This window comes from Streptomyces sp. NPDC047108 (assembly GCF_040643575.1).
Taxonomy (GTDB): domain Bacteria; phylum Actinomycetota; class Actinomycetes; order Streptomycetales; family Streptomycetaceae; genus Streptomyces.
The window spans coordinates 20,222-37,739 of record NZ_JBEYUP010000017.1; the positions used below are offsets into that span (position 1 = coordinate 20,222).

Genomic DNA, 17,518 nt, shown 5'->3' on the forward strand with positions numbered 1-17,518 from the left:
GCGCATACCAGCTCACGTCGCCTCAACAATCCCTGGGACAGCTGGAACGCCGGAGGGTACTGCCGGCAGTGCAAGGCTGTCCGTCACGTCTTCCGCGTCGGCTGTCGTGGTCGGCGCGCCGTGATCGGTCGGAAGGGGGCGTGGCCGCGCAGAGCTCGAAGTGGCCGACAGCGCCAGGGCGCGTCAGGCCTCGGCGAACGGCTGCACGCGGCCCCCGGCGGCCGGGCCGCCCGGCGCCGGGGCGCCGGTGTCAGGCCGTGGGGCCCGGGACCACCAGGCGGAGCTCGTACGCGAGGATCACCGCCTGCGCCCGGTCCCGGAGCTCCATCTTGCCGAACAGCCGGTTGATGTGCGTCTTGAGCGTGTTCTCGCTGATCATGAGCTGTTCGGCGATCTCACCGTTGGACAGCCCCTGGCCGATGAGGGTGAGCACCTCGACCTCGCGGGCCGTGAGGTCTCCCGGGGACGCCGCGCGAGGCCGGGGGGTCCGTCTTCGGACGAAGTCGGCGATCAGGCGCTCGGTCACCTCGGGGGCCAGCAGCGCGTTGCCGTCCGCCACCACCCGTACCGCGTGCAGCAGTTCGGCGAAGGTCGCGTCCTTCAGCAGGAAGCCGCTGGCTCCCGCGGACAGGGCGTCGTAGACGTACTCGTCCAGACCGAAGGTCGTGAGCATCAGGACCTTCGTCCCGTCACAGGGCGCCGGGGCCTCCGGCCCGCCGGAGGCCCCGGCGGGCGGGGCGAGGATCGCGCGGGCGGCCTCGATGCCGTTCATGCGCGGCATGCGGATGTCGAGCAGCGCGACGTCCGGCCGCTGCTCGGCCACGATCCGGACCGCTTCCTCCCCGTCCTCCGCCTCGCCGACGACCTCGATGTCGTCCTGCGTGGCCAGCAGGTTCACGAAGCCGCTGCGGACCATGCCCTGGTCGTCCGCGACGACCGCCCGTATCACCATGGCGCCGCACCATATCCCGCGCGCCGCCGTCCGGCTCCGTTCACGCCGCCGACCTCTCCGGGCTCCTCGGAGAGCGGGAGCAGCGGGAACCATGCCTCGATGAGGAAGCCGCCCCTCGCCCCCGGGCCCGTGGACAGTTCGCCGCCGAGCAGCGTGACCCGCTCCCGCATGCCGATCAGACCGTGCCCGCCGGCCGGGCACCCCTTGGGCGGTCCCGGGCCGTCGTCTGTGATCCGGAGCAGCAGGCGGTCCGGGCGGCGGGCGAGGACGACCACGGTGTGCGCTCCGGGCGCGTGGCGGCGGGCGTTGGTGAGGGCCTCCTGGACGACGCGGTAGACGGACATCTCCACGGACGGCAGCAGGACGGGGATGCCGTCCTCGGCCCGCAGTTCGGCGCTGCCGCCAACCGTCCGGTGCTGTTCGAGCAGGTCGTCCAGCCGTTCCAGCGTGGGTTGCGGGGCGCTCCCGCTCTTCTGCTCACCGTCCTTGCGCAGGACGTTGAGGAGATGGCGCAGTTCGTGCAGGGAGTCCCGCGCCGTGCCCGCGATGAGCTGCAACGCCTCGCGTCCCTCGGGCGGAAGGCCCGGCGTCGTGTACGTGGCGCTCTCGGCCTGCACCGCGATCATCGACACCGAGTGGGACACCACGTCGTGCAGTTCCCGTGCGATGGCCGCCCGTTCGGCGTCGGCGGCCCGCCGCCGCTCCACCGCGATGAGGAGGGCGCGGGCGTCGGCGCGCTCCTCCTGGCTGCCCACCGCGTCCCCGATGCTGACCGCGGTCACCATGCTCGCCGCGAGCACGAAGAACTCCGTGTAGTACGTGACCCAGTACGCCTGGTTCATGGACGGCATCTGGAAGCCGAACGCGAGAAGGTGGCTCGACTGCAGGACCCCCGCCGAGGCGAGCGCCGCGACGTGGAGCACGGAGGACGGCAGGACACGGTTCCGGGCGAGCGTGTAGAAGCCGATCAGACCCGCCACGGCCGAGGTCGCGAACACCTCGCGCCAGAACAGGATGCTCGCCAGCGCGGCCAGGACGGCGACGACGGCGACAGCCGGACGCGTACGCCGCCACATCAAGGCGGCCGTGGCGACGACCGCCATCGCCATGTCGAGGGGACTCGTGTCGGGCGTACGTTCCACGGAGACGTACGCGGCACAGGTCAGGGCCGCGCCGCTCACCCACGGGTAGGCGGGCGAGGCGGCCACGGCGCGCGGTGCCGCCCGCACGGCATCGAGGCTCGACCGGAGCGCGGTCCAGGTGCGGGACGTCATGCCGCCGATTCTCGAACACGGGGACGGCGGAGCGCGTCACCGCGGGGGGTGATGCTCGCTGCTGGGGATCCACCTCCAGGGTGACGCGGGGATTGGCCTCGTCCGGTGACGAAATGGCCGTTGTGTCCGGCCTAACCTCATGGCCCTGACGCGACGAGGCTTCCCGCTCCGGCACATCGGGCGGCGCGCAGCAGGGCGTACGGCCACCCCGGCGGCCGTCCCGCGGACGCGCTCCCGGCGGTGTCGTCGTGACGCTTCCGCGACGTCGAACCGCGGCGCTCCCGGCGACGTTCCGCCCGCGACCCGCGACGTCCCGGCTGCGCTCCGCGATGTCACGGCGGCGCCTCCCGCGAACAGGACTTCCCAGCCGCGCCCCCCACCGGGCCTGGTTCCGCCTGCCCGAAAGTGAGACCGTCCGTGTCCGGAACACCGCCCCTGCGCGCGCTCGCCCGCTCCGTCCTGGCCCCCTTGGCCGCGGTCTCCCTCGCCCTGGGGGCGCTGTCCGGGTGCTCCTCCGTCGAGACCGTCTCGCCGGAGATGGCGAGGGCGGACGCACCCGAGGCCGGGTCGCTCGGGAAGTCACGGCCGGGCGGATCGGGGGGTGTCGACTGCGAGAAGGCCAAGTGCATCGCCCTCACCTTCGACGCAGGACCTGCGCCCGCCACCCCGCGGCTGCTGGACACGCTGGCGAAGGAACGGGTGCCGGCCACCTTCTTCCTCCTCGGCAAGCGCCACATCGAGAAGTACCCCGAACTCGTCCGCCGGATCGCGGACGAGGGCCACGAGGTCGCCAACCACACCTGGTCGCACCCGCGCCTGACCGATGTCTCGGAGGACCGGATACGCGAGGAACTCGACCGTCCCCAGCGGGCGATCGAGAAGATCACCGGAGAGCGCCCGCGCCTGATGCGCCCTCCGCAGGGCCGCACCGACGAGACCGTGTCGAAGATCAGCAAGGAGCTCGGACTGGCTCAGGTCCTGTGGAGCGTCACCGCCAAGGACTACGCGACCGACGACTCGTCCCTCATCCAGGAGCGCACGCTGGAGGGGGCCGACCGCGACGGCATCATCCTGCTGCACGACATCTATCCGGGGACGGTGCCCGCGGTGCCCGGCATCATCAAGGAGCTGAAGGAGCGCGGGTTCACCTTCGTCACGGTGCCGCAGCTCCTCGCGCCGGGGACGCCGAAGCCGGGCGAGGTCTACCGGCCGTAGCGGGTCGGCTCCCGCGGCGGGGCGTACGCGGTCATGGTCCGCGTACGCCCCGCCGCTGCGCGGTGGTGTCGCACGATCGCGAACCACCCGCCGTACTACCGGTAGCCGCCCGGCCGCTGAGCCGCTGAGCCGCTGAGCCGTCCGGCCGCCCAGCCGCCGGAGTCCGGACGAAGCGATCCGATGCGCCAGGGCACCAAAACCGCCCACGAGACCGGGAGTTGTCCCCCCGGCAGCGGGGACGTCCCGGCGCGTCCAAGATCGCCGGTTTGGTGTGCGGCGCCCGGGGAAGACGCCCGCTGACGAAGACCGTACGAGGACCGCACGGGGACCCGTACGAGAACCCGTACGACCCGCGCCGTGACTCCGCTGCGCAGTCGCCGTGGGCGGAAGCGGTCATTCGGTATCTTTCTTCTTTCGGTCTCCTGTCATTCCTGCGCTGACGTGACACGGTCCTAGCCGAGACTTGGCACCGTTCATCTTGTTTCGTCCCGTGCGACCGAAGAGAGTTGTCGCCAGAGTCCGGTGCTTTGTCCTTCGGCGCCGGTTCCCGCCGTCGCGAGGGTGGGCGCTCCTCCGCAGCGCCACGGATTCCCCGACGGCCCGTTCGCGGCCACGTCCGCCCGTACCCCCGGCATCCGTCCCGGGACCGGCTTCCGGACGAGCACCCCGCGCCCCAGGCCCCCAGGGGCCTCGACGTCACCAGGCGCACCGAGCCGCCGAAGGGCACCCCAAGCGCTCATGGTCCCGCCTGCTCCCGCAACTCCCAGGGCGGGCAGAGGGGTTCACCGCTGCCGCTGCGCAGGAGGCGGACCCGAGGAGAGGAAGAGGAATGGATAGCGCGGTAATCGTCGTGGGCGCAGGCCCCACGGGGCTGATGCTCGCAGGTGAGCTGCGGCTGGCGGGCGTTCCCGTCGTGGTCCTGGAGCGGCTCGCCGAACCCACCGGACAGTCCCGCGCGCTGGGTCTGACCGTACGCACCATGGAGATCTTCGACCAGCGGGGGCTGCTCCCGCGGCTGGGCGACGTCCAGACCAACCCGATGGGCCACTTCGGCGGCCTGCTCGTGGACTTCACCATGCTGGACAGCCCGCACCGCACCGCCCACGGCATCCCGCAGGGCAGGACCGAGAGCATGCTCGGCGCGTGGGCGGTCGAGCTGGGCGCCGACATCCGGCGCGGCCACGAGGTCACCGGGATCACCCCGGACGCGTACGGGGTCGACGTCGACGTCCGCGGGCCCGACGGCCCCCGGCGGCTGCGCGCCTCCTACGTCGTGGGGTGCGACGGGGGCCGCAGCACCGTCCGCAAGCTGGCCGGGTTCGACTTCCCCGGCACCGCGGGCACCCTGGAGATGCTGCTGGCCGATGTGAAGGACTGCGAGATCGAGCCGAACCCCTTCGGCCGGCGCCTGCCGCGCGGTATCGCCATGTCGGCCCCGCTGGGCGACGGCGTGCACCGGGTCATCCTGCGCGAACACGGCGCCCCGGTGCGGTCCGAGCCCGCCGAGTTCGCGGACGTCGCGGCGGCCTGGCAGCGGATCACCGGGCAGGACATCAGCGACGCCACACCGGTGTGGGCGAGTTCGTTCAGTGACGCGGGACGTCTGGCCAGTACCTACCGGCGCGGCCGGGTGCTGCTGGCCGGCGACGCCGCGCACATCCACCTGCCCGCGGGCGGGCAGGGCATGAACGTCGGCATCCAGGACGCCGTCAACCTCGGCTGGAAGCTCGCCGCCGTGGCCGCCGGCTGGGCCCCGCCCGGCCTGCTCGACACCTACCACCGCGAACGCCACCCGGTCGGCGAGCGGCTGCTGATGAACACCCGGGCGCAGGGCCTGCTGTTCCTCGGCGGCGACGAGGTCCAGCCGCTGCGCGACGTCCTCGGCGAACTCATCGCCCAGCCCGACGTGGCGCGCCACCTCGCCCACATGGTCACCGGCCTGGAGATTCGCTACGAGACGGGGCCCGGCGACCACCCCTTGCTGGGCCGCCGCCTCCCGCACCAGGAACTCGTCGCGGAGGACGACCGCAAGACCAGCACGACCGAACTGCTGCGCCCGGCCCGCGGGTTGCTGCTCGACCTCGAAGGCGACCCCGCCGCCCGGCGGATCGCCTCCGGCTGGCACGGCCGGGTCGACGTCTTCACCGGACGGGCCCACGCACCCGCCGCCGACGGCCCGTTCGCGGACACCCGCGCCCTGCTGGTCCGGCCCGACGGCCATGTCGTCTGGGCCGCTCCCGCCGGCGGCGAGCTGCCGCGGGCGCTGCACCGCTGGTTCGGCGCACCCCGCTAGCGGACGGCGCCCGGCCGGGCCCCTCCCATCGGGAGGCCGGGGATGCCCCGCGGCCGGCCGTACCGCACTCGGACACGGAACGAGAGAAGGACACCACCCATGCACTCCACGCTGATCGTCGCCCGGATGGATCCGGGCTCCAGCGGCGACGTCGCCCGGCTCTTCGCCGACTTCGACGCCACCGAGATGCCCCACCGGATGGGGACGCGGCGCCGCCAGCTGTTCTCGTACCAGGGGCTCTACTTCCATCTGCAGGACTTCGACCACGACGGCGGCGGCGAGGCCATCGAGGACGCCAAGACCGACCCGCGTTTCCAGCGGATCAGCGCCGATCTGCGGCCTTTCATCGACCCGTACGACCCCGCGTGGAAGACGCCGTCCGACGCGATGGCCGAGCGGTTCTACGTGTGGGACCCGAAGGGGGATGGTTCCCGGTGACCCGGCGTGTGGTCATCACCGGCATCGGCGTTCTCGCGCCGGGCGGTACGAGCACCAAGGACTTCTGGGCGCTGCTGACCGACGGGCGCACCGCCACGCGGACGCTGTCGCTCTTCGACCCCTCGCCGTACCGTTCGAGGATCGCCGCCGAGGTCGACTTCTTCCCGGCCGAACACGGCCTGCTCCAGCAGGAGATACGCCGGATGGACCGGGCCGCGCAGTTCGCGGTCGTCACCGCCCGGGAGGCGGCGGCCGACAGCGGTCTGGAGCTGGAGCGGATCGACCCCGCGCGGATCGGCGTGACCATCGGCAGCGCCGTCGGCGCCACCATCAGCCTGGAGGACGAGTACCGGGTCGTCAGCGACGACGGCCGGCTCCACCTGGTGGACCACCACTACGCCGTGCCGCACCTCTACAGCCAGCTCGTCCCCAGCTCGTTCGCGGCCGAGGTCGCCTGGACCGTGGGGGCCGAGGGCCCGAGCGCCGTCGTCTCGACCGGCTGCACCTCCGGCATCGACGCGGTCGGCCACGCGGTCGAGCTGATCCGTGAGGGCTCGGCCGACGTCATGCTCACCGGCGCGACCGAGGCTCCCATCTCGCCGATCACCGTGGCGTGCTTCGACGCCATCAAGGCGACCAGCACGTACAACGACGACCCCGAGCACGCCTCGCGGCCGTACGACAAGACGCGCACCGGCTTCGTGCTGGGCGAGGGCGCCGCGGGCTTCGTGCTGGAGGAGCTGGAGAGCGCGCGGCGCCGCGGGGCGCACATCTACGCGGAGATCGGCGGCTACGCCTCGCGCTGCAACGCGTACCACATGACCGGACTGCGCTCCGACGGCGCGGAGATGGCGGAGGCCATCCGCGTCGCCCTCGACGAGGCCCGGCTCGACCCGACGGACATCGACTACGTCAACGCCCACGGGTCCGGAACCAAGCAGAACGACCGCCACGAGACGGCCGCGTTCAAGAGCAGCCTCGGCGAGCACGCCTACCGCGTGCCGGTCAGCTCCATCAAGTCGATGGTCGGCCACTCCCTCGGCGCCATCGGGTCGATCGAGATCGCCGCGTCGGCGCTGGCGATGGAGCATCACGTGGTCCCGCCGACGGCGAATCTGCACACCCCGGACCCGGAGCTCGACCTGGACTACGTCCCGCTGAACGCCCGCGAGCACCGCACCGACAGCGTCCTCACCGTGGGCAGCGGATTCGGCGGCTTCCAGAGCGCGATGGTCCTCACCCGGCCCGACAGGAGAGCAGCATGAGCACGTCCGTCGCCGTCACCGGAATCGGCGTCACCGCGCCCAACGGGCTCGGCACCGACGCCTACTGGCGGGCGACCCGTGAGGGCGTCAGCGGCATCGGACCGGTCACCCGGTTCGACGCCGAGCAGTATCCAGCCCGGCTGGCGGGCGAGGTGCCGGACTTCGAAGCCACCGACCACCTGCCCAGCCGGCTGATCCCGCAGACCGACCACATGACGCGTCTCGCCCTGGCGGCCGCGGACTGGGCCCTGGCCGACGCGGGGGTGACGCCGTCGGAGCTGGCCGACTACGAGGCCGGGGTCATCACGGCCGCGTCCTCCGGTGGTTTCGAGTTCGGCCAGAACGAGCTGGAGAACCTCTGGAGCAAGGGCAACAAGTACGTCAGCGCCTACCAGTCGTACGCCTGGTTCTACGCCGTCAACACCGGCCAGATCTCCATCCGCAACGGCATGCGCGGACCGAGCGGTGTCGTCGTCAGCGACCAGGCCGGCGGGCTCGACGCTCTTGCCCAGGCCCGCCGCCAGATCCGCAAGGGCACCGCCCTGATCGTCTCGGGCGGTATCGACGGGTCGATCTGCCCGTGGGGCTGGGTGGCGCAGATGGCCTCGGGCCGGATGTCCCGGGGCTCCGATCCGGAAGCGGGCTACCGGCCGTTCGACAGCGCCGCGCAGGGCCATGTGGCGGGCGAGGGCGGGGCGTTGGTGGTGTTGGAGGACGCCGAGCGCGCCCGCGAGCGCGGCGCCCGCGTCTACGGCGAGATCGCCGGGTACGGCGCCACCACCGACCCCCGGCCCGGCAGCGGCCGCCCGCCGGCGCTGCGCCGGGCGATCGACGCCGCGCTCGCCGACGCCGGCCTGGAACCGGGGGACATCGACGTGGTGTTCGCCGACGCCGCGGCAGTACCCGAGCTGGACCGGATCGAGGCCGAGGCGATCACGGAGGTGTTCGGTCCGGGCGGCGTCCCGGTCACCGCCCCCAAGACCATGACGGGACGCCTCTACTCGGGCGCCGCGTCCCTGGACGTGACCGCCGCGCTGCTGTCGATCCGCGACGGCCTGATCCCGCCCACGATCCACGTCACGCCCGACCCCGCGTACGGGCTGGACCTGGTCACCGGTACGGCGCGCTCCGCGACCGTGCGGGCCGCGCTGGTCGTCGCCCGCGGATACGGCGGATTCAACTCGGCCATGGTCGTCCGCGCCGCCGCCTGACGGCCGACGCCCGGACGGGCTCCGCGCATCCCGAGCGCCCGCACCCGTAACGCACCCACATCGACCGACTACCGAAGCAGAAGAGGACAACCACCCATGACCGCACAGGACTTCACCATCGACGACCTCCGCCGCATCCTCCGCGAGGGTGCGGGCGAGGAGGCCGACCTCGACGGCGACATCGCCGACGTCACCTTCGAGGAGCTGGGCTACGAGTCGCTGGCGCTGCTCGAGACCGGTGTCCGCATCGGCCGCGAGTACGGCATCGAGCTGGAGGACGCCACCCTGACCGACGTCGAGACGCCGCGTCAGCTCGTGGACGCCGTCAACGAGCAGCTCGCCGCGGCCCGCACCGCCGCCTGACGTCGCGCAGCGCACCACCCTCCGCAGACACCGCAACCGCACCGAGCACACCCCAGGGACGGGACCGCGGCGGAGGCCGGTACCGACACCGGCCGCCCGCCGCCGTCCCGTCCCGTGCGTGTGCCACACCTTCCGGGAGAGATCCGCATGTCCGCGCACCAGCAGCCCGTCGCCCTGGTCACCGGGGCCACCAGTGGAATCGGGCTGGCCGTCGTCAGAGCACTCGGGGCCCTGGGACACCGGGTGTTCCTCTGCGCCCGCACCGAGGAATCCGTCGTCACCGTCGTCAAGGAGCTGCGGGAGGAGGGGCTGGAGGTCGACGGCAGGGCCTGCGACGTCCGCTCGCCCGAGGACGTGACCGCCTTCGTCCGCGCCGCGGTCGACACCTTCGGCACGGTCGACGTCCTCGTCAACAACGCCGGACGCAGCGGAGGCGGGGTGACCGCCGACCTCACCGACGAGCTGTGGGCCGACGTCATCGACACCAACCTCAACAGCGTCTTCCGGATGACCCGCGAGGTGCTCACCACCGGCGGGATGCGCCACAAGAACCGCGGCCGCATCATCAACATCGCCTCCACCGCCGGGAAGCAGGGCGTCGTCCTGGCCGCCCCGTACTCGGCCTCCAAGCACGGTGTCGTGGGCTTCACCAAGTCCCTCGGCAACGAGCTGGCCCCCACCGGCATCACGGTCAACGCCGTCTGCCCCGGCTATGTCGAGACGCCCATGGCCGAGCGCGTGCGCCAGGGCTACGCGCAGGCCTTCGACACCACCGAGGCCGCGATCCTCGAGAAGTTCCAGGCCAAGATCCCGCTCGGCCGCTACTCGACCGCCGAGGAGGTCGCCGGCCTCGTCGGCTACCTGACCACGGACACCGCCGCCTCCATCACCGCCCAGGCCCTGAACGTCTGCGGCGGCCTCGGCAACTTCTGATCCCGGCCCGGCACCAGCGAGGAGAACCAGAACCATGTCAGCTCAGGACGGACTCCGCGAGGTCGAGCACGGGATCACCGTGCTCGCCCCGGCCACCGCGGTCCACCGGCTCATCGCCGAGGTGGAGAACTGGCCCCGTATCTTCCCCCCGACGGTCCACGCGGAGCAGGTCGAGCGCACCGGCGACGAGGAGCGCATCCGCATCTGGGCCACCGCCAACGGCGAGCCCAAGCACTGGACGTCGCGCCGCACCCTGCACTCCGACGCCCTGCGCATCGACTTCCGCCAGGAGGTCTCCGCGCCTCCGGTGGCGTCGATGGGCGGAAGCTGGATCATCGAGCCCGTCGACGCGACCACGGCGCGCGTCCGCCTCCTGCACGACTACCGCGCCGTCGACGACGACCCGGAGCAGCTCGCCTGGATCGACCGGGCCGTCGACCGCAACTCCACCGCCGAACTGGCCGCCCTCAAGGCGAACGTGGAGATGGTCACCGGCTCCGAGGGCCGCATGCTGTCCTTCGAGGACACCGTGCAGATGGGCGGCTCCGCCAAGGACGTCTACGACTTCCTGAACGAGGCGCAGCTCTGGTCGGAGCGGCTGCCGCACGTGGCCTCCGTACGCCTCGGCGAGCCCGCTCCCGGTCTGCAGACCCTGGAGATGGACACCCGGACCAAGGACGGTTCGACGCACACCACTTGTTCGGTCCGGGTCTGCTTCCCCCACCGGAAGATCGTCTACAAGCAGTCCGTCCTGCCGGCGCTGATGACCCTGCACACCGGCTACTGGCTGCTGGAGGAGAACGCCGACGGCGTGGCCGTCACCTCGCAGCACACGGTGGCGATCAACACCGACAACATCGCCGCCGTTCTGGGGCCCGACGCCGACCTGGCCCGCGCCCGCTCCTTCGTCCGGGACGCGCTCAGCGGTAACAGCCGCGCCACCCTCGGCCACGCCAAGGAGTTCGCGGAGAGCCGCCGCTGACGCGGTGTCACCCGCCGCGTCACGCAGCCCGAGCCGGTCACCACCAGGAGCACCCATGCCACCCCTCGACATCCCCCGTTCCGCCATCGACCCGTACACCGACGCGTCGATCCTCGACCCGTACGACGACTACCGGGCGCTGCGCGACCTCGGACCCGTCGTCCGCCTCGACCAGTACGACGTGTGGGCGGCCGCACGGTACGAGGAGGTCTACGACGCCCTCCACGACCACACGTCGTTCATCTCCGGCGAGGGCGTCGGCATCACCGAGCAGCTCAACAAGGCGCAGCACGGGTCCAGCCTCACCAGCGACCCGCCGTACCACGACCTCGTCCGCGGCCTCGTCGCACGGCACCTCACACCGAAGGCGCTGCGCGAGTTCCACACCTACATCCAGGAGTGGGCCGACAAGCTGGTGGACGAGCTGGTCGCCCGCGGGGAGTTCGACGCCGTCAAGGACTTCGGCCAGGCGTTCCCGCTGGCGCTCGTGCCCGACCTGCTCGGGTGGCCCGTCGAGGAGGGCCGGGAGCGGCTGCTGGACTGGGCCGCGGCCGGCTTCAACGCCTTCGGACCGCTCAACGAGCGCACCCGGGCGGGCTTTCCGCTGCTGCAGGAGATGGGGGAGTTCCTGCACCGGATGTCCGTCCCCGGCAATCTGCGCCCGGACAGCTGGGGCGCGCAGCTCGTCGCGGACGCGCAGGCCGGGAAGATCGCCGACGAGCTGCTGCCCGCCCTGCTCGGCGACTTCCTCGCGCCCTCGATGGACACCTCGGTCAGCGCGCTGTCCAGCATGCTGTGGCTGTTCGGGGCCCATCCGGGCCAGTGGGAGCTGCTGCGCTCGGACCCCGCGCTGATCCCCAACGCGTTCAACGAGATCGTCCGCCTGGAGTCGCCGCTCCGCGGCTTCACCCGGCTGCTGACCCGCGACCGGGCCCTGGGCGGCACCGAGTTGACGGCCGGTTCGCGCGTGCTGCTGCTCTACGGGTCGGCGAACCGGGACGAGCGGCACTGGACGTCGCCGGAGACGTTCGACATCACCCGCGCCGCCGCCTCCGAGCACCTGGGCTTCGGCCACGGCATCCACGGATGCGTCGGCCAGGCGCTGTCCCGGCTGGAGGGCCACTCGCTGATGACCGCTCTGGTCAGGCGCGTTCGCCGGATCGAGATAGGTGAACCGGTGTGGCGCCTGCACAACACCATCCGCGGCATCGAGCACCTCCCCGTCGTCCTGCGCGCCTGAGCCGCGCCCGGAAGCCAACGGAACCAAGGAGCCACGAGAAGACATGAAGGTATCCATCGACTTCGCCCGGTGCGAGGGGCACGGCCTCTGCGAGGAGGCCGCGCCGGATCTGTTCCGGCTGGACGACGAGGGCGATCTCCTCGCGCTGTTCGACCACGAGGCGGACCTGCCGGCGGACCGGCAGACCGCGGCGGAGCGTGCCGTACGGGTGTGCCCCATCGGCGCCCTGAAGGTCGCCGGCCGCTGAGCCACGACCTGGGCGGGCTCCGCGCGGTGCGGCAGGCGGCAACCAAGGGACCCCGTGCGACGTCACGGGACGGCCCGCGCCTGCCGCACCCGCACCACCCGCCGACCCAACTCACCACCCCCTCATGCCGAAAGGTGACCGCAACGATGGCGGAGTACCCATGCGATCACGCCGTGGTGCTGGGCGGGAGCATCGCGGGCCTGCTGGCGGCGCGCGTGCTCGCCGACTCCTGCGCCCGGGTGACCGTGGTGGACCGCGATGTGCTGACCGGGACGGAAGGGCCGCGGCGCAGCATCCCCCAGGGGCGCCAGATCCACGGCCTGCAGCCGCGGGGACGGGAGATCCTCGAGGACCTCTTCCCCGGGTTCACCGACGAGATGGCCGCGCACGGGGCGCAGATCCAGGACACCGTGAAGGACGGGCACTGGTATTTCCGCGGCCGGCTGCTGCGCAAGAGCCCGAGCGACCTGGTGACGGTGGCGGCCAGCCGGCCGCTGCTGGAGGCCCGTATCCGCGACCGGGTCCTGAAGCTGCCCGGGGTGTCGTTCCTCGAGGAGCACGACATCACCGGCCTCACCACCACGCCCGACCGCACACGGGTCACCGGCGTCCGGGTGCACGCCCGCGGGCCGGGCGGCACGGCCGGCGCCCTCCCCGCGGACCTCGTGGTGGACGCCACCGGGCGCGGCACGCGCACCCCGGTGTGGCTCGCCGAACTCGGCTACCCCGAAGTCCCGGAGGAACGGCTGGAGATCGGCGTCGGCTACGCCACCCGCCACTACCGGCTTCCGCCCGGGACCCGGCACGACGGCCGCGCCACCATCGTCATCGCCTCGCCGCAGGACCCGCGCGGCGCGATCTGCGCGGAGGTCGAGGGCGGCCGCATCCAGCTCGCTGTCAACGGCATCCTCGGTGACGTCCCGCCCACGGACCCCGAAGGGTTCGAGGCGTACGTCGAATCCCTGCCGGTGCCGGCTCTGCACGAGCTGATCCAGGACGCCGAACCGCTCGACGACCCCGTCGCGCACCGCTTCCCGGTGAGCCTGCGCCGCCGGTACGAGACGATGGACCGCTTCCCCGGCGGCCTGCTGGTGACCGGCGACAGCGTGTGCAGCTTCAACCCGGTCTACGCCCAGGGCATGACCGTGGCCGCGCTCGGCGCCCTCGTCCTGCGCCGCCATCTCCAGGCGGGCCGCCCACCGGAGCCCCTGCCGTATCTGCGCGATCTGGCGCGGGAGGCGGTCGGCCCGTCGTGGGAGGCGAACGCCGTCAACGACCTGCAGTTCGCGGGCGTTCGCGGCGAACGCACCCTGAAGACCCGCCTGATCCAGAGGTACGGCCGCCTGGTGCAGGCCGCCGCGGCGCAGGACCCGGTCGTGGCCCACGCCTTCGTCCGTGTGCTGTCCCTGGTCGACCCCGGCACCGCGCTGATGCGCCCTGCCGTGCTGCTGCGCGCGCTGCGCCACGGGGCGGCGGGGGTGGCCCGGTGACCCCGCGCCGGCTGGTCGTCGTCGGGGGATCGCTGGCCGGGCTGCGCGCCGTCGAGGCCGCCAGGGCCGGGGGGTTCACCGGCACGGTCACGCTCGTCGGTGCCGAGGAACACCTGCCGTACGACCGTACGGTGCTGTCCAAGGCGTTCCTGGAGCCCGGGGCCGAACCGGCTGTTCCGCACTACCGGGACCCGGCCTCCTACCGGGACGAACTCGGCGTGGATCTGCGGCTCGGCGCGCCCGCCACCGGTCTCGACACCGAGGGCCGCACGGTCACCGCGGGCGGCACCGCCATCCCGTACGACCGGCTGGTCGTGGCGACGGGGGTCCGCTCCCGGACGCTGCCCCGCCTCACCGGGCGCGCCGGTGTCCATACGCTGCGCACGCTGGACGAGGCGCGGGCGCTGCGCGGGGCGCTGGGTGCCGCGCGCCGCGTCGTGGTCGTGGGCGCCGGGTTCATCGGCGCCGAGGTGGCGTCCGCGGCACGCGCCCGCGGAGCCGAGGTCACGCTGCTCGAGGGCGGGCCGGCGCCGCTGGTCCGCTCCGTCGGGCCGCAACTCGGCGCGGTTCTGGCCCGGTTGCACGCGGCCCACGGCACCCGGCTGCGCTGCGGCGTCACCGTGGACCGTGTCGAGGGCGACGGCCGCGCCGAGCGCGTCGTGCTGTCCGACGGCAGCGCCCTGGCGACCGATCTGGTGGTCGTGGGCGTCGGCGCGGAACCGGCCGCCGACTGGTGCGCCGACTCGGGCGTGGCAACGGCCGAGGGTGTGCTCTGCGACCGGCATCTCGCCACCTCCGCCCCCGGCGTGTACGCGGCCGGCGACATCGCGCGCTGGCACAACCCGCTGTTCGGGCGGGAGATGCGGCTGGAGCACTGGACCAACGCCGCGGAGCAGGGCGCCCTGGCCGCACGCAACGCCCTCGGCCTCGGCGGCGCCCAGGAGGCGTGCGCCGCGGTGCCGTACTTCTGGTCCGACTGGTACGGCGTCCGCATCCAGTTCCTCGGTGTCCCCGACGCCGAGGTGACCGAGGTGTTCGGGGACACCGGCGGCCACCGGTTCGTCGCGCTGCACCGCCGGGGCGACCGCCTCACCGGCGTCCTGGCGGTCGACCGCCGCGGCGAGATCGCCAAGTACCGGCAGCTGCTGCGCCGGCGTACGAGCTGGCGCCAGGCGCTGGAATTCGCCGCCCGACGGGAGACCCGTTCCGACCCCCTGGCAGGAGTGACGTAAGTGGACACACAGGTGATCGTGGTGGGCGCGGGCCCGGTGGGGCTGATGCTCGCCGGGGAACTGCGGCTCGGCGGGGCCCGCGTGGTCGTCGTCGAGCGCGCCACCGCGCCGTCCACCGAGTCGCGGGCCTCGACGCTGCACGCCCGCACCATGGAACTCTTCGACCAGCGCGGGCTGCTGGAGCGCCTCGGGGAGCCGCCCAACGACCCGCGCGGCCACTTCGGCGGTCTGCCGCTGGACCTGGGCAGCACCGGCAGCCCGTACCCGGGCCAGTGGAAGGTGCCCCAGACCCGTACCCGGGAGGTCCTCCTGGAGTGGGCGGCCGAGCGGGGCGCCGACATCAGGCCGGGGCATGAACTCACCGGCCTGGAGCAGCGGGACGACCGGGTCGAGGCCGTGCTGCGCACGCCGGAGGGGGAGACGCTGCGGCTGAGCGCGGCGTATCTCGTCGGCTGCGACGGGGAGAACAGCGCGGTACGGCGGCTGGCGGGCTTCGCGTTCCCCGGCACCGACGCCACCCGGGAGCTGCTGCGCGCCGACGTCGCGGGCATCGAGATCCCCGACCGGCGCTTCCAGCGGTTCCCCGGCGGCCTGGCCATCGCGGGCCGCAGGCCGGACGGGGTCACGCGGGTGATGGTCCATCAGTTCGGCCGCCCGGCCGTCCGCCGCACAGAGGAGCCCGGCTTCGCGGAGGTCGCGGCTGCGTGGCGGGAGGTCACGGGCGAGGACATCTCCGGAGGCGAGCCGCTGTGGGTGAACGCCTTCGGCAACGCCCGCCGTCAGGCCGCGCGGTACCGGACGGGCCGCGTCCTGCTCGCCGGCGACGCGGCCCACGTCCAGATGCCCGTCGGGGGACAGGCCCTCAACCTGGGCCTGCAGGACGCGGTCAACCTGGGGTGGAAACTGGCCGCCGAGGCGGGTGGCTGGGCCCCGCCCGGACTGCTCGACAGCTATCACGACGAGCGGCACGCCGTCGGCCGCCGCGTCCTGGGCAACATCGAGGCGCAGTCGCTCGTCCTGCTCGGCGGCGAGGAGGCCGCGGACGTGCGGTCCGTCATCGGCGAACTGCTCGGGTACGACAGCGCCGCCCGCCACCTGGCCGGGATGATCACCGGCCTGGACGTACGCCACCCGGCTCCTGACGTACGCCACCCGGCTCCGGACGACGGTCCCGGACTCCTCGGCGCACGGCTGCCGTTCGCCGAACTCCGCACCGGGCCCGGCGCCTCCACCCGTACCGCCGGGACGCTGCGCTCCGGGCACGGCGTGCTGCTCGACCTCGCGCCCGATGCACCCGGCCACGCCCGGCTGCGCGCCGAGGCGGCGCTGTGGGCGGACCGCGTCCGCGTCGTCGCCGCGACCCTCACGGACACCGGCTCGGCGGGTGAACTCGCCGGCGTCGGCGCCGTCCTGGTGCGCCCGGACGGCCACGTCGTCTGGTGCGCAGATGTGGACACGGACGGGGTCGGCCCGCGGGGCGCCGGGGCGCTGCGCACCGCACTGCACCGCTGGTTCGGCGCCCCGTCCTCCGCCGGCACCCGTGCCTTCCGACCATCCGCAGACCACACCGTGAACAGGAGCACCACCATGGGCACTCTGGTGAACAAGACCGCGCTCGTCACCGGCTCGAGCCGGGGCATCGGCCGCGCCGTCGCCGAGCGGCTGGCGGCCGACGGCGCCCTCGTCGTCGTCCACTACGGCCGTGACAAGGAGGCGGCGCAGGACACCGTCGACGGCATCCGGGCTACCGGCGGACGGGCCTTCGCCGTACGGGCCCCGCTCGGGGTCCCTGGCGACGTGGACGCCCTCTTCGACGGGGTCGAGGAGGGGCTGAAGGAGCACACGGGCGGCACCGAGCTGGACATCGTCGTCAACAACGCCGGGATCATGGGCGGCGCGGGCCCTGAGGAGACGACGCCCGAACTCTTCGACAAGCTGATGGCCGTCAACGCCAAGGCGCCCTTCTTCATCGTCCAGCGCGCCGCGCGGAACCTGCGCGACGGCGGCCGCGTCATCAACATCTCCTCCGGCCTCACCCGGTTCGCCAACCCCGAGGAGATCGCGTACGCGATGACCAAGGGCGCGGTGGAGATGATCTCCCTGCACTGGGCCCGGCACCTGGCCGCGCGCGGCATCACCGTCAACAGCGTGGCGCCCGGCATCACGAACAACGGCGGGCCGATCTTCGACAACCCGCAGGCCGTCCAGGCCATGGCGCAGCTCTCCGCCTTCGGCCGCGTCGGCGAACCGTCCGACGTCGCCGATGTGGTGGCCTTCCTCGCCTCGGACCAGTCCCGCTGGATCACCGGCGCCTTCATCGACGCCACCGGCGGCACGCTCCTCGGCTGACGCGGCCCGCCCCCACCGTCACACCGTTCCCGGA

General features: G+C 73.0%; 15 protein-coding genes. 13 read left to right on the top strand and 2 right to left on the bottom strand.

What is annotated here, in order from left to right; genetic code table 11:
• Nucleotides 1-250: 250 nt before the first annotated feature.
• A complete protein-coding gene (locus ABZ822_RS25730; protein ID WP_360858822.1) occupies nucleotides 251-952 on the bottom strand; it encodes a response regulator transcription factor in 702 nt (233 codons plus the stop codon).
• Complete coding sequence (locus ABZ822_RS25735) at nucleotides 946-2,226, bottom strand: histidine kinase (protein WP_360858825.1); 1,281 nt, start codon at nucleotides 2,224-2,226, stop codon at nucleotides 946-948. The genes ABZ822_RS25730 and ABZ822_RS25735 overlap by 7 nt, the downstream gene beginning before the upstream one ends.
• 417 nt (nucleotides 2,227-2,643) lie before the next feature.
• On the opposite strand from ABZ822_RS25735, the gene ABZ822_RS25740 reads away from it, so the two are divergent.
• From ABZ822_RS25740 to ABZ822_RS25800, 13 genes are all read left to right on the top strand, one after another.
• Entirely contained in the window at nucleotides 2,644-3,441 is a 798-nt protein-coding gene (locus ABZ822_RS25740; RefSeq protein WP_360858828.1) for a polysaccharide deacetylase family protein, read from the top strand.
• Nucleotides 3,442-4,270: 829 nt separating this feature from the next.
• Nucleotides 4,271-5,734, top strand: coding sequence for an FAD-dependent monooxygenase (locus ABZ822_RS25745; protein ID WP_360858831.1), 1,464 nt, complete (start codon nucleotides 4,271-4,273; stop codon nucleotides 5,732-5,734).
• A 99-nt stretch (nucleotides 5,735-5,833) separates the two neighbouring features.
• Nucleotides 5,834-6,172 (top strand): TcmI family type II polyketide cyclase, encoded by a 339-nt coding sequence (locus ABZ822_RS25750; RefSeq protein WP_360858834.1) that lies wholly within the window; start codon nucleotides 5,834-5,836, stop codon nucleotides 6,170-6,172.
• The gene (locus ABZ822_RS25755; protein WP_360858837.1) at nucleotides 6,169-7,437 is read left to right on the top strand and encodes a beta-ketoacyl-[acyl-carrier-protein] synthase family protein; all 1,269 of its coding nucleotides are present in this window, start codon (nucleotides 6,169-6,171) and stop codon (nucleotides 7,435-7,437) included. Before ABZ822_RS25750 ends, ABZ822_RS25755 begins: the two co-directional genes overlap by 4 nt.
• Entirely contained in the window at nucleotides 7,434-8,648 is a 1,215-nt protein-coding gene (locus ABZ822_RS25760) for a ketosynthase chain-length factor (RefSeq protein ID WP_360858840.1), read from the top strand. Before ABZ822_RS25755 ends, ABZ822_RS25760 begins: the two co-directional genes overlap by 4 nt.
• A 96-nt stretch (nucleotides 8,649-8,744) precedes the next feature.
• Nucleotides 8,745-9,011 (top strand): acyl carrier protein, encoded by a 267-nt coding sequence (locus ABZ822_RS25765; protein ID WP_360858843.1) that lies wholly within the window; start codon nucleotides 8,745-8,747, stop codon nucleotides 9,009-9,011.
• Between the two features lie 147 nt (nucleotides 9,012-9,158).
• Entirely contained in the window at nucleotides 9,159-9,944 is a 786-nt protein-coding gene (locus tag ABZ822_RS25770; protein ID WP_360858846.1) for an SDR family NAD(P)-dependent oxidoreductase, read from the top strand.
• 34 nt (nucleotides 9,945-9,978) lie between these two features.
• Complete coding sequence (locus tag ABZ822_RS25775; RefSeq protein ID WP_360858850.1) at nucleotides 9,979-10,926, top strand: aromatase/cyclase; 948 nt, start codon at nucleotides 9,979-9,981, stop codon at nucleotides 10,924-10,926.
• A 55-nt stretch (nucleotides 10,927-10,981) separates the two neighbouring features.
• Nucleotides 10,982-12,166: a cytochrome P450 gene (locus ABZ822_RS25780; RefSeq protein WP_360858853.1), complete on the top strand. Its 1,185-nt coding sequence runs from the start codon at nucleotides 10,982-10,984 to the stop codon at nucleotides 12,164-12,166.
• Nucleotides 12,167-12,209: 43 nt separating this feature from the next.
• Nucleotides 12,210-12,413, top strand: coding sequence for a ferredoxin (locus tag ABZ822_RS25785; protein WP_360858856.1), 204 nt, complete (start codon nucleotides 12,210-12,212; stop codon nucleotides 12,411-12,413).
• 146 nt (nucleotides 12,414-12,559) lie between these two features.
• Entirely contained in the window at nucleotides 12,560-13,903 is a 1,344-nt protein-coding gene (locus tag ABZ822_RS25790) for an FAD-dependent oxidoreductase (RefSeq protein WP_360858859.1), read from the top strand.
• A complete protein-coding gene (locus ABZ822_RS25795; RefSeq protein ID WP_360858863.1) occupies nucleotides 13,900-15,135 on the top strand; it encodes an FAD-dependent oxidoreductase in 1,236 nt (411 codons plus the stop codon). The genes ABZ822_RS25790 and ABZ822_RS25795 overlap by 4 nt, the downstream gene beginning before the upstream one ends.
• Nucleotides 15,136-17,484, top strand: a complete 2,349-nt coding sequence (locus ABZ822_RS25800) for an SDR family oxidoreductase (protein WP_360858866.1) — start codon at nucleotides 15,136-15,138, stop codon at nucleotides 17,482-17,484.
• Nucleotides 17,485-17,518: the final 34 nt, after the last annotated feature.